The sequence below is a fragment of the Lysinibacillus capsici genome, assembly GCF_003367505.1.
Lineage (GTDB): Bacteria > Bacillota > Bacilli > Bacillales_A > Planococcaceae > Lysinibacillus > Lysinibacillus capsici.
Window position 1 is genome coordinate 40,750 of sequence record NZ_PXXX01000007.1, and the last position, 13,786, is coordinate 54,535.

Here is a 13,786-nt window from a genome sequence, read left to right on the forward strand (position 1 = left end):
TTAGCGTTTACCTTTAATATAAGGTTGTCCACTCGCTTTTGGAGCGTTTGCTTTACCAATAAATCCTGCTAAAGCAAGAATTGTTAACACATACGGTAAAATTTGTAGATACACTGCTGGAACATTCTCGATTAGCGGAATTTGATTCCCTGCAATACTTAATGTTTGTGCTAAACCGAAGAATAAGGCTGCACCTAGTGCTCCAATTGGATGCCACTTCCCGAAAATCATTGCGGCAATAGCCATGAAACCTTGACCAGCAATTGTTGCATGTGAGAAGTCGTGTGTAATTGTTTGTGCATACACTGCACCACCAAGACCACCTAATGCCCCTGAAATCATCACGGCAATATAGCGCATTTTATTTACATTTATACCCATTGTATCTGCTGCCATTGGATGTTCACCCACTGCACGCAAACGCAAGCCGAATGGCGTTTTATAAATGATAAACCATGCCCCGAATGCTACAGCGAACGCTAAAATAGATGTGCTGTAAACATCATGGAACAGTAAACGACCGAAGAACGGAATATCCTCTAAGTAAGGGACACCAAAACGACGAATCGGTTGGTCAATCATATCTGTTTGACCTTTATCATAAATCATTTTTACTAAGAATACGGTTGCAGCTAAACCTAGTAAGTTAATAGCTACCCCTGATACCGTTTGATCGGCACGGAAAGAAATAGAAGCTACAGCATGGAAAAGTGAGAACACAGCACCAATCACAACAGCTGCTAGCATTGCTACCCAAACTGTTGCTGCCCCTAATGATGAAGCGAATTCTAAATTGACAAAAATACCAACAAACGCACCGACAATCATTAAGCCTTCTAGCCCGATGTTGACAACACCAGAGCGTTCAGAGAATACCCCACCGATGGCCGTAAAAATCAAAGGTGTTGCATAAAGAATCGCTGAAGGGATGATGAAATATAACATTTCTAAAAAGCTCATGTTATTGTCCCTCCTTTTTCTTGCTCAGCTTTTGTAAGCCTACTCGAATAATATAGCCTGATGCAACGAAGAAGATAATCAATGCAATAATAATGGATACGATTTCTTCTGGAATTCCCGCAGCATTTGGCATATTTAATGCACCATATTTTAAAGAACCAAAAAGGGATGCCCCAAACACTACTCCAAGTGGTGTATTGGCACCAAGTAGCGCAACGGCGATACCGTCAAACCCAATTCCCGTAAAGCCAGGTTTAATGGATGCGTTTTGGAATGTCCCTAAAGCTTCCATCGCACCACCCAGACCTGCAAACATACCAGAAATTGTCATAGCTAAAATAATATTTTTATTGACACTCATACCTGCATAATCAGCGGCATTTTTGTTAAAACCTACTGCTTTTAGCTCGTAGCCACGTGTTGTTTTTTCTAAAATGAACCACATCACAACTACCATTAAAAGTGCAACAATGATCCCATAGTGAAGACTTGAGTTGTCTGTAAGCTCTCTTAAAAACGGAGAACGTAAAGAAGCTGACTCATGGATACGTTCTGTTTTAAAGCTGCCATCGGACAATTTTTTAATCACTGCATTTGCAATATAAAGTGCAGTGTAGTTCAGCATAATTGTCGCAATAACTTCGTGAACTTTAAATTTCGCTTTTAAGAAACCTGCAATAAAGGCCCAAAATGCACCTGCAGCAGCTGCTGCAAGCAATGCTAATGGTAAGTGAATGATTTTAGGAAGTTCAAACGCATAACCTACCCATGCAGCGGCTAACCAACCTAAAATTAGCTGACCTTCAACACCGATATTGAAGAGCCCTGTACGGAATGCAAATGCTACCGCAAGACCTGCTAAAATATATGGTGTAATTTGACGAATTGTGTTCCCGATTGAATATGAATCTCCAAAAATACCTGTCCAAAGAGCGATATAACCTTGCACTGGGTCATAGCCACTGACTACCATAACGATAGCCCCTACAATTAAACCGATAATGATAGAGATGATAGGAACGAGGATATTAATGACACGATTTGACATTAGTCGTTCCCCTCCTTCGCATCACGCTTTATATTTTTTTTACTTTGTCCTGCCATTAGTAAGCCTAGCTCTTGTTCAGTCGTTTCTTTCGGATTTAACTCATCAACAATTTGTCCATCATAGATAACAGCAATTCGATCCGAAACATTCATTACCTCATCTAATTCAAATGAGATTAATAAAACGGCTTTCCCTTTATCACGTTGCTCAATTAGACGAGAGTGAATGAATTCAATAGCTCCTACGTCAAGTCCACGTGTTGGTAGAGCAGCAATTAATAGATCAGGGTTACGGTCAATTTCACGACCAATAATTGCTTTTTGTTGGTTACCACCAGATAATGCACGAGCTGGTGTCATCTCTCCATTACCAGTACGCACATCATACTCTTTAATGATTTGGCGAGCTTTCTCTGACACCTTTTTATAGTCCATCACAAAGCCCTTCGCTATTGGAGATTGGTAATATGTTTGCAATGCAATATTATGACCAATTGGGAAATCTAAAACTAATCCATGCTTATGACGGTCTTGTGGAATATGTCCTACGCCTTCCTCTGTAATTTTACGAGGCTTCATGTTAGTAATATCTTTACCATTCAGCTTGACTTTACCACTTTTAATTTTGCGTAGACCTGTAATGGCTTCTATTAACTCGGATTGACCATTACCATCAATACCAGCAATACCTACGATTTCACCTTTACGAACATTTAAATTAAGACCTTTCACTTTATCAATATTTCGATAGTCTGTAACAACCAAGTTCTCAATCGCAAGCACTTCGTCAGTCGGTGTCGCATCCGTTTTTTCCGTTTTGAATTCAACCTGACGGCCAACCATCATTTCAGCAAGCTGATCAGGATTTGTGGCAGCGGTTACAACTGTGCCAATCCCTTCTCCCTTACGGATAATCGTCACACGGTCTGAAACTTCCATAATTTCTTTTAGCTTATGCGTAATTAAAATAATGGATTTACCCTCTGCGATAAGACGGCGCATTATTTGAATTAATTCGGTAATTTCTTGCGGTGTTAATGATGCAGTTGGTTCATCAAAAATTAAAATTTCGGCACCACGATACAATGTTTTTAATATTTCTACACGCTGTTGCATACCAACCGTGATATCCTCGATTTTGGCGTTCGGATCAACATCTAATCCATACTTTTCAGAAAGTGCTTGTACTTTCTTAGCCGCATCTTTTATATTCACAATTCCCATTTTAGTAGGCTCAGTGCCTAAAATGATATTTTCTGTTACCGTAAAGTTTTCTACCAACATAAAATGTTGATGCACCATGCCAATCCCTAAATCATTGGCAATATTCGGGTTTGTAATTTTTACAGCCTTCCCACGTACACGAATTTCGCCACCCTCTGGTTGATACAAACCAAAAAGGACGTTCATCAAAGTCGATTTACCTGCACCATTTTCACCTAGCAATGCATGAATCTCGCCTTGTTTCAGTTGGAGGGTGATATTATTATTCGCCACGAAATTACCGAATTCTTTACGGATTCCTAGCATTTCAATCACATAATCCAAATTTGTCACTCCCTTAATAGGCACTATTATTAAGTATTTTCATCTTAGCGTATAGTATCTGCTGCTACATGATGGATGGTACAGATAAGCCATACGTCCAGTAATAAATTTTCTACTAGAGGCTATATTTTATTACCGATTTAATATCCCACCTATAGAGGTAGATGTTTTGCTAAATTAATACAGGAAAGGTCATCGTTAGAAACCTTTCTTCTATTAACTTGTTACCATCATTATTCAAATCATAATTACTACCTCTATAAGGTTTCTATAAATCTAGTTAAATAGAGTATTGCGAATAATCTAAATATAACGATAGATTGAAAAATCATCATAAGGTCCTTCTAAGAGTCCCTTATGATGATCAAAAGATGAATTATTTTTCCACTTTTTCTGGAACTTTGATTTCACCCTTAGCAATTTTTTCTTTATATTCGTCGATTACTTTTTGTACATCTTCTGGAATCGCACCGCGAGAATCCGCAAGTTTAACGCCGTCTTCAGCTAAACCGTAAACAAGTGTTTCTCCACCTGGGAAATCACCATTTTTCGCTCTATTTGAAATATCTACTACTGCTGTATTAACACCTTTTAACATAGAAGTTAATGTAACGTTTGTTTTATCGTCTACTTTACCTTCTTCGTATTGGTCAGCATCTACACCGATAACCCATACATCAGCATTTGGATCTTTCGCTTTACGCTCTTTTGCTTCAGAGAATACACCGTTACCAGTTGCACCAGCAGCGTGGAAGATTACATCTACACCTGAAGAATACATGCTGTTCGCTGTAATTTTACCAAGATCTGCTTTATCAAAGGCACCAGTATATTTTACTTGAATATCGATATCTGGGTTTACTGCTTTAGCCCCTTCAACGAAACCAGCGTGGAAACGGTTAATAACTGGAATATCAACGCCGCCTACGAAGCCAATTTTACCTGTTTTAGATGTTTTCGCTGCAGCAACACCTGCTAAGAAAGCACCTTCTTGCTCTTTGAACAGTACGTTTACTACGTTGTCTGCTTCTACTTCAGCATCGATTAATGCAAAGTGGTTATCTGGATTTTCAGAAGCAACTGCATCAATTGCATCAGCCATCATGAATCCGATACCAAATACTAAGTTAAAGTCACGACGAACTAAGTTGTTTAAGTTTGTTTCATAGTCAGCATCTGAAGCTGATTGTAGGTAGTCAAAACCACCATCACCTTTTGATAAATCATGCTCTTTACCGTAAGCTTGTACACCTTCCCATGCAGATTGGTTGAATGATTTGTCATCAACGCCACCTACGTCAGTAACCATCGCTACTGAGAAAGCTTCTTCTGTGCTTTCGCCACCTGAAGCATTGTCATTTTCTTTCGCTGGCTTTTCGTCGTCTTTCGTACCACAAGCACCTAAAATAGCACTTGCCGCTAATACTGATGTTAATACTAAACCAAATTTACGTTTTTTCATTTAATTAACCCCCCAAAGGTATTGTAATTAGCAGGAAAAAATTTAGAAATGTTCTACACCCGTTTACGAACTACATGGAAGCTGAATTTATCAGCTCGGAAATAATTTTTTGAATAGAGCACTACTTGATCATGATCATCATAATGCAATTGCTTTAACACTAAAAGAGCTGTCTCACGTCCACAATTTAAAATCGGTGAGGCTTGTTCATGATACCCAACTGGATCAATATAGGTTACAGCATAAGCTACATGAATTTTGCCAGATTGCTCAAGTGCAGAGAACAGTGAAACTTCTTTTTTTTCGACAAAGTCAGTAGGCAGGAAGCTTGCAGGTAGCCTGTCTATGCAGTATACTACTGGCTCACCATCCGCTGTTCTGACACGTTCAATCGTGAGTATTTTATCGTCGCCATCACTTTGGAAGCGTTTTAAATCTTCCTCAGAAGGCACATGCTCAGTCGCTTTTAAAAATCGCGAACCTGGCTCCATACCTGCTGCCTCGATCATAGAAGAAATACTAGATAAATGCTCGATGCCTGATGTAAACAACGGCTTCGGGTTGACAAAAGTCCCAACCCCATGTCGGCGCACAATCACATTTTCCTCTTCCAACAGTCGAAGTGCTTCTCTAAGTGTTGCTCGACTGACTCCTAGTGATTTCGATAATTCAAATTCTGAAGGCAGCTTTTCATTTTCTTTAAAAATGCCAGCCTCGATGTCAGATTTTAAACGATCGATTACTTGAAGATAGAGATGACGATGATCTGCTTTAATAGTCACATATATCACCACCAAAATCAGAGATCAGACATCTGATGTACAACATTCCTACTAATCGTTCATAAATATAACATTTTTGCAGAATGAAATAAACAGTTTTGAGTAAAATCTGTTATAGAATTCATTCTTTCTTTATTTTATCTGCAAATTTTTGGACAAAAATACAAATGCTCTCACCATTTTCGTCTTCATTTTTTGCTTAGTTATCGTATTGGTGAACAAGTACTTGACGAGGTTTACTACCCTCTGGAGGCCCAACAATACCGCGTTGCTCCATCTGATCAACAATACGTGCAGCTCTTGAATAACCGATACGGAAGCGACGTTGAAGCATAGAGACAGATGCTGTTTGCATATTGACAACTAATTGGACTGCTTCATCATACAAATCATCTGTTTCCTCTAAAATGGTCTCTTCTTCAGTAGGAATCATCTCCTCCTGATACTGAGCTTTTTGCTGTTCTATAACAAAATGAACGACTGCCTCCACTTCTTGATCTGATAAAAAGGCACCCTGCACCCTTTTTGGTTTAGAAGCTCCAGCAGGTAAAAATAACATATCGCCTCGTCCTAATAATCGTTCAGCTCCACCCATGTCTAAAATTGTTCTTGAGTCAATCGCGGAAGAAACTGCAAAAGCAATTCTTGATGGAATATTTGCTTTAATGACACCTGTTAAAACATCTACACTTGGTCGTTGTGTGGCAATAATCAAATGAATGCCAGCTGCCCTTGCCATTTGCGCTAAACGTGTAATCGAATCCTCTACATCACTTGATGCGACCATCATCAAATCCGCCAACTCATCTACAATAACCACAATATAAGGTAGCTTTGGATGCTTTTCCTCTGTTTGATCATTAACCTTTTGGACATGTGCATTATAGCCCTCAATATTTCTTGTACCTGTATGAGAAAACAAATCATAGCGACGTTCCATTTCAGATACCACTTTTTTCAGTGCCTGCGAAGCTTTACGGGCATCCGTTACGACAGGCGCTAATAAATGTGGAATCCCATTATAAACGTTTAATTCAACCATTTTTGGGTCTATCATCATGAGCTTCACTTCATGCGGTTTTGTACGCATTAGTATGGATACAACAATGCCATTTATGCAAACACTTTTCCCACTACCTGTAGAACCAGCTACAAGTAAATGTGGCATTTTATTGAGCTCTGCTAATACAGCTTGTCCTGTAATATCTCGACCAAATGCTACTTGTAATAATGCTTCAGGCTTAGCACCATCTTTCGATTCTAATACCTCACGAAGTGTTACAATGGCTACCTCACTATTAGGTACTTCTATACCAATCGCAGATTTCCCAGGAATTGGCGCTTCCATACGAATATCTTTAGCTGCCAATGCTAATGCAAGATCATCTTGTAAATTGACAATTTTGCTTACTTTCACACCGATATCTGGTAAAATCTCGTATTTCGTAACAGCAGGACCTAAATGCACCTGTGTCACCTTTGCCTTTACGCCAAAACTTTGTAATGTCTGCTCAAGCTTTTTGGCATTTGCCTGAATCACTGAATATTCACCACTTTGATCATGTTGTGGAGGTAATTGTAATAAATTATATGATGGGAGCTGATAATCTGCATTTTCTACTGCATCTGTGCCCTGAATCTGGACATCATCCGATGCTTCTTCAAGTTCATTTTCCACCATGTGAGTTGTATCAATCACTTCTCTTTCCTGTGAAACATTCTGTGTAAAAGCAGAAATAATCGGTTCATGTGGTATTTCTTCTTCTTGTTCAGGCATATCTATAGATTGATTAACAGCTGCTACTTCATCCCCACTCTCTACTCTTGAACGACGATTATTTGGTTTTCTCGGTGTATTTTTTTTCTTATCACGATGCTTTTTTTTCCATTTACCAAATATATCTGGCGTTTTTTCTGCTAAATAAGGCACTAATGCTTTACCAGTGACAAGAATTAAACCAATAAAGAAAATAACCCAAGCAACAACTTTTGCCCCCGAGGCTTCAAACAGCACATGAAGCCCACTAAATAGTAGGGCACCAATCATGCCACCCCCTAAAGCATTACTACGATGAATGATACCATCTGTATTAATCAAAATTCGCCATGATTCACGTAGCACAGAATCAGATAGTAGACCACCTGATTTGGATAGTTGTTCAAATAATATGCCATGACTAAAAATCGTTAAGCTCATAACAATGAGGAACATGCCAAGTATTAATCGATCCTTTATCCCAACTTTTTTACGACCAATCATCATTAACAATGCAACAAATATAAGCATAAATGGAACAGCAAAATGTAAATTACCAAAAAGGAACATGGCGATTGTTTGTAGAATCCGCCCGATCATGCCGTATTCAAAAATCATAATGACTGCTAATGCAATTAAGAGCAACCCTAATATTTCGTACATAAGCGGATGCATTTCTTTTTTTTCTGTTGTCGCTTTACTTTTAGTAACTTTTTTTCTCTTACTAACTGCCATCAAATTCACCTTCTTCTGCAATCCATTCTATATATGTAGCGAATCATCACATGTAGAACTTGAATATTTCAAAAAAAGGATTTTCCACCGCAATTGGGAGAAAATCCTTTATCATTTATTTTTTCCTCAAAGCATATACGATGAGCTTGTTCAATTAATATTCCATAATAATAGGAATAATCATTGGGCGACGTTTTGTTTTTTGGAATAAATACGTATTCAGTGTATCTCTAATTTCTTGTTTTATATTCGTCCATTCAAAGGTTTCTTTCCCAACGTACTTTTCAATCACATTTCTCGCAATGTCAGAAGCCTCAATCATTAATTCCTCTGATTCTCGTACATAGACAAAGCCTCGTGATAAAATTTCTGGCCCAGAGGCAATTTTCTTTTGTGCTCGATTTAATGTTACCACCACAATGAAAATACCATCCTGCGATAATAATTTACGGTCACGAAGGACAATATTACCTACATCGCCTACACCAATACCGTCAATTAAGACATTACCAGCTTGTACACGACCACTCATGCGCATTTTATTATTTTTATATTCTACGATATCCCCTTTATCAGCGATAAAAATTTGGGATTTTTGCATACCTAGCTGTTGTGCTAATTTAGAATGCGCAATTAGCATACGGTATTCTCCTTGTACGGGAATAAAGTACTTTGGTTGCATCAAGTTTAGCATCAGCTTTAAATCTTCTTGGCTACCATGCCCTGAAACATGGACATTTTTGCTAGAAGTCAAAATTTCAGCGCCTGCTTTTGACATAGAGTTCATTGTATTCGCCATTTGAACTTCCATGCCAGGAGAAGGTGTAAAGGTGATTAGTACCGTGTCACCTTGTTTAATTTTAATGTCACGATGGTGCTTACGGACAATTTTTTCTAAAGCATCGAGAGGTTCTCCTCTGTTGCCTGTTGCAATAATGATAATTTCATCATCTTGATATTTTTGCATTTCCGAGATCGGAATAATTGTATCTTCTTCGACTGTTAAATAACCAAGCTGTACGCCTAAATCAACTGCCTTTTCCAAAGGTTTGCCCACAATTACAACCTTACGGAATGATTTCTGTGCTTGAGCAAATACTTGTTGAATTCGAATAAAATTCGATGCGTAAACAGCTACTAAAATACGACCTGGTGCTGAGTGGAATGTTTTTGATAATTGTTCTTCAATGACAATCTCTGATGTCGTATATCCTGGTCGCTCAGCTTCGCAAGACTCAGATAGTAAAATGAAAACGCCGTCTTCTCCTAGCTGTGCCATTTTTGCTAAATCAGGTTTAAATTTACCTGTCGCTGACTGATCGAATTTAAACTCTCCTGTATGAACAATCGCGCCTTCAGATGTATGGAACACTACCCCTAACGAATCGGGAATACTATGTGTTGTGTGGAAGAATGTTACATACGTTGAGTTAAAATTCATACGACTACGGTTTGTTACTTCAAAAAACTTCACTTGATGTGGTGCAGGTAATTCTTTTAAATGTTCCTTTGCTAATGCAATAGTTAATTTCGATCCGTACACAGGTGCCTTTATTTTTTGTAATACATAGGCAATAGAGCCAATTGCATCTTCATGACCATGTGTTAAGAAAATACCTTTCACACGTTCTTTATTTTCTTCTAAGTAAGTAATGTCAGGAATCACGATATCTATACCTAGCATTTCATCTTCTGGGAACATTAAGCCGCTATCCACCACAAATAGCTCTTCATCAATTTCTACTACGTACATGGCTTTCCCAATTTCGCCTACACCACCAAGAGGGATGATGCGGATTAATTCATTTTTCTTTTTTGTCAATTTATTTCCTCCTAAAAAATATCCCGAACAGCAACCACTTAACATTTATTATACGGTTTGCAAAGCTTTTGCACAAATTAAAAATACATGTTTCACTTTGGAAATAGATTTTCCTGCTATTTGCTTATTACTAGCAGATGGAAAATAAATATTGGCTATCCTGTATAAATAGAGCTAAATAAGTATTTGTAAGGACGAGGAGTTACAAATTTTGTACATACTTTTTATTTATAAAATATAAAAAACGAGGCTGAAATGCTATCAGCCTCGCTCCTATTTATCTAAAACTTTTCGCTTTTTCTTGATACGTATCCCAAATTCGGTCAAAATTAGCTTTCTCTTCATCTGTCATTTCCATCATCGGCAAACGAACATTGAGTGTATCAAATCCTAATTTTGTCATCGCATATTTAATCGGTGAAGGGTTGGGCTGAGCGAACAGCGCACGTACTAAAGGTAATAAGGCTCGGTGAATTTGGGCTGCTAGCTTATGATTTCCTTCTTCAAACGCTTTAATCATTAATTGCATATCATTGCCTACCACATGGGCAGCTACAGAAATAACACCTGCTCCACCAATGGCCATTAGTGGGAGTGTTAAACCATCGTCCCCACTATACACTAAGAAATCATCAGCTGGATCAACATTCTCAATAACATCACCCATCTGATCTAAGTTACCGCTAGCTTCCTTAATCCAAGCAATATTAGGAATCTTGCTTAATGCAACAGAAGTTTCATAGGCAACATTGACCCCAGTACGCCCTGGAACATTATAAAGCATAACAGGGAGACTCGTTTGTTTAGCAATGGTTTCAAAGTGAGCATAAATCCCACGTTGATTTGGCTTATTATAGTAAGGAGCTACAAGCATAATGCCGTCTGCTCCATTTTCTTCTGCCTTATGTGTCATCGCGATAGAGTAAGCTGTTTCATTATCCCCAGTACCTGCAATAACTGGTACGCGACCTGCTACTTTCTCTACGGTAAAGCGTACAACTTCAATTTTCTCTTCTGTAGACATAGTTGGGTTTTCAGAAGTCGTACCACAAGCAACAATACAATCAGTACCATTGTCTATTAAATGATTAATAATACGTTCTAGTTCTGGATAATTAATCGTGCCATCATTTTTGAACGGCGTAATCATTGCCGTTCCAATTCGACCTAAATTCATCCTTACACCCCTCTTATAGTAAGTTATCCTCAAGCATTGCTTCTGCAATTTGGATAGAGTTTAATGCGGCGCCTTTTAATAAATTGTCAGAAACGATCCATAGATGGAACCCTTTGCTGTTGTCTAAATCTTGACGGATACGTCCTACAAAAGTAGCGTCTTCCCCTTCTGCATAAATAGGCATTGGGTAAGTTTGTGTTGCAATATCATCTTGTAATACCACACCTGGTGCGTTGCGTAATACTTCGAAAATCTCTTGGATTGACGCGTCTTTCTCTACCTCAATATAAACAGATTCAGAGTGACCTGAAACGACCGGCACACGAACACAAGTAGCAGCTACTTTTAGCTCTGGTGCATGCATGATTTTTTTCGTCTCATTAATCATTTTCATTTCTTCGTATGTAAATCCATTATCTGTGAATTTATCGATTTGTGGAATGACATTACGAGCAATTGGGTAATGACGTTTATCACTACCAGATGGTAAAATATTTGCTTCTACATCTTTACCTGCATCCCAGTTTTCGCTTTGTGCCTTTAATTCTTGGATCGCAGAAATCCCTGCACCTGATACTGCCTGATAAGTTGAAACAATTACTTTTGTTAAACCAAATGCATGACGAATTGGTTCAAGCGCAGCTACCATTTGAATTGTCGAGCAGTTTGGATTCGCAATAATTCCCTTATGCTTCGCTAAGTCGCCTCGATTCACTTCAGGCACGACAAGCGGTACCTCTGGATCCATACGAAAATGGCTCGTATTATCAATAACTACTGCACCCCGCTTAGCTGCTTCTGGTGCAAGCACAGCTGATACTGAACCACCAGCTGAGAATAAAGCGACATTGACGCCTTCGAAAGCCTCAGGTGTCGCTTCTTCAATTGTATATGTTTCCCCATTAAATTCGATTGATTTTCCTGCTGAACGAGCAGAAGCTAGAAATTTAATATGTCCAATCGGAAATTTACGTTTAATCAACTGCTCCATCATTTTCGATCCTACTGCACCTGTTGCCCCAACAACCGCAACTGTTAACTGCTTTGTCATCTGTCATCTCTCCTTGAATACATGTTCCATAATGTGTGCTATTGTATCACAAAAATACTGAAAATTGTGTGTAATCTCTTATTTATTTGAAATATTGTATCAACAGCGGTTGTAATTGCTTTTTCTGCGTAATTGCTGCATGAACAGTATCCACCATTTGTTCAAAATCAGCAATTAAAGAATTTGGTTTGGAGTGAGGGGCATCCTGACCAAAGGGAATAAAATATATATTTTTAGCATTTAACAGCTTCATAATATTTATGCCATTTAAGCCTAGTGCATCGTTTGTGGAAATACCTAAAACTACAGGCGAACCATTACGCAAAGTTGCCTTTGCTGCCATTAACACAGGACTATCTGTTGCCGCATTAGCAAATTTACTTATGCTATTGCCTGTCATGGGGGCTATGACCATTGCATCTAATGGATTGGATGGGCCAAATGGCTCCGCCTCTTTTATAGAAGAAATAACTTTTTCTCCTGTCAAAGCTTCTATTTTGGCAATCCACTCTTCACCTGTACCAAAGCGTGTAGCTGCATGTAAAACGGAATGGGTAATGATTGGAATAACTGTTGCTCCGACATCAATAAAATTTTGGATTTTAGGTACTACATCTTCATACGTACAATGAGAAGCAGTAATACCTAAGCCAATTCGTTTCCCCGTTAACAATTTTCTTCCTCCTCTATTGCCTTGCACAATATTGTAGCTGCATCATGTGCAAAGTATTTCCCAGGCAATGATGGCAATAGTACATACGTTTGTAATTGATCAGAATCTATATCTAAACATCCTGGCTCTGAAGCCAAGTCATATAAAACAGTTGGAACATGCTCTATAAAAGACTCTGTAATCCATTTAGCAGGAATTGTATTAATAAAAATGCCATCTGTAATAGACCATTGGCGATCATCTAAATTCGTGGCTTTATAACCATAAGCTTTTGCTTCACTCACTTGTACAACTGAACGTGCAACAATATGAACATTTGCACCCATCTTAACTAGTAAAGAGGCGAGCATTTTTGCGATGCGACCAAAACCTGCGATTGTGAAATTTTGTCCGTAAATACATTTTTGCTCGAGTCCGTAAAACGTGGCGATAAATCCCTCCGCTGTTAATCGAGCATTTTGCCAAATAAATGATTCTTGTTGTAAATAGCAAATAGATTCATTTTTCTCTAGTAATTGCTTCCAATGCATTGTTAATCGACCTGTATAAAATTTCACTTGTGATATACCATAGAGCTGCTCAACTTCTATTTTTAATGGAAGAATAGGTAATACGATTTTATTAGGTTGGAATTCTAAAACAAGTTTATTTAACTCTTCGTTCCATACGGTTGTTCTTTTATAAAATACTGTTCTCGATGGACTTCTTAGCATTGTAGCTAGTTCCTTTAATCGGGAGTCCTCACCGATAACAAGCCATTTTTCGTTTTCCAA

The 13,786-nt window shown here is 38.3% G+C and carries 11 protein-coding genes; all 11 read right to left on the minus strand.

Annotated elements, in window-relative coordinates:
* Positions 1 to 960 (minus strand): ABC transporter permease, encoded by a 960-nt coding sequence (locus C7B89_RS03510; RefSeq protein ID WP_048391533.1) that lies wholly within the window; start codon positions 958 to 960, stop codon positions 1 to 3.
* Between the two features lies 1 nt (position 961).
* Complete coding sequence (locus tag C7B89_RS03515) at positions 962 to 2,008, minus strand: ABC transporter permease (RefSeq protein ID WP_004224945.1); 1,047 nt, start codon at positions 2,006 to 2,008, stop codon at positions 962 to 964.
* A complete protein-coding gene (locus tag C7B89_RS03520; RefSeq protein WP_054550535.1) occupies positions 2,008 to 3,555 on the minus strand; it encodes an ABC transporter ATP-binding protein in 1,548 nt (515 codons plus the stop codon). Before C7B89_RS03520 ends, C7B89_RS03515 begins: the two co-directional genes overlap by 1 nt.
* Before the next feature lie 376 nt (positions 3,556 to 3,931).
* A complete protein-coding gene (locus C7B89_RS03525; protein ID WP_048391537.1) occupies positions 3,932 to 5,017 on the minus strand; it encodes a BMP family lipoprotein in 1,086 nt (361 codons plus the stop codon).
* A 53-nt stretch (positions 5,018 to 5,070) separates the two neighbouring features.
* On the minus strand, positions 5,071 to 5,799 hold the full coding sequence (locus C7B89_RS03530; RefSeq protein ID WP_036080379.1) for a GntR family transcriptional regulator: 729 nt from the start codon (positions 5,797 to 5,799) through the stop codon (positions 5,071 to 5,073).
* A 199-nt stretch (positions 5,800 to 5,998) separates the two neighbouring features.
* Positions 5,999 to 8,290, minus strand: coding sequence for an FtsK/SpoIIIE family DNA translocase (locus C7B89_RS03535; RefSeq protein WP_115673178.1), 2,292 nt, complete (start codon positions 8,288 to 8,290; stop codon positions 5,999 to 6,001).
* Between the two features lie 154 nt (positions 8,291 to 8,444).
* Positions 8,445 to 10,112 carry a ribonuclease J gene (locus tag C7B89_RS03540; RefSeq protein ID WP_048391543.1) on the minus strand — a complete coding sequence of 556 codons (1,668 nt, stop codon included), beginning with the start codon at positions 10,110 to 10,112 and terminating at the stop codon, positions 8,445 to 8,447.
* A 277-nt stretch (positions 10,113 to 10,389) separates the two neighbouring features.
* Complete coding sequence (gene dapA, locus C7B89_RS03550; protein WP_048391545.1) at positions 10,390 to 11,289, minus strand: 4-hydroxy-tetrahydrodipicolinate synthase; 900 nt, start codon at positions 11,287 to 11,289, stop codon at positions 10,390 to 10,392.
* 13 nt (positions 11,290 to 11,302) lie between these two features.
* Positions 11,303 to 12,340, minus strand: coding sequence for an aspartate-semialdehyde dehydrogenase (locus C7B89_RS03555; RefSeq protein WP_048391546.1), 1,038 nt, complete (start codon positions 12,338 to 12,340; stop codon positions 11,303 to 11,305).
* 82 nt (positions 12,341 to 12,422) lie between these two features.
* Entirely contained in the window at positions 12,423 to 13,013 is a 591-nt protein-coding gene (locus C7B89_RS03560; protein ID WP_004224962.1) for a dipicolinate synthase subunit B, read from the minus strand.
* Positions 13,007 to 13,786 carry an NAD(P)-dependent oxidoreductase gene (locus C7B89_RS03565; RefSeq protein ID WP_004224963.1) on the minus strand — a complete coding sequence of 260 codons (780 nt, stop codon included), beginning with the start codon at positions 13,784 to 13,786 and terminating at the stop codon, positions 13,007 to 13,009. The genes C7B89_RS03560 and C7B89_RS03565 overlap by 7 nt, the downstream gene beginning before the upstream one ends.

Coding starts and splice junctions, on each gene's coding strand:
- C7B89_RS03510 (WP_048391533.1), bottom strand. CDS start 960: ATGAGCTTTTTAGAAATGTTATATTTCATCATCCCTTCAGCGATTCTT.
- C7B89_RS03515 (WP_004224945.1), bottom strand. CDS start 2,008: ATGTCAAATCGTGTCATTAATATCCTCGTTCCTATCATCTCTATCATT.
- C7B89_RS03525 (WP_048391537.1), bottom strand. CDS start 5,017: ATGAAAAAACGTAAATTTGGTTTAGTATTAACATCAGTATTAGCGGCA.
- C7B89_RS03535 (WP_115673178.1), bottom strand. CDS start 8,290: ATGGCAGTTAGTAAGAGAAAAAAAGTTACTAAAAGTAAAGCGACAACA.
- dapA (WP_048391545.1), bottom strand. CDS start 11,289: ATGAATTTAGGTCGAATTGGAACGGCAATGATTACGCCGTTCAAAAAT.
- C7B89_RS03555 (WP_048391546.1), bottom strand. CDS start 12,340: ATGACAAAGCAGTTAACAGTTGCGGTTGTTGGGGCAACAGGTGCAGTA.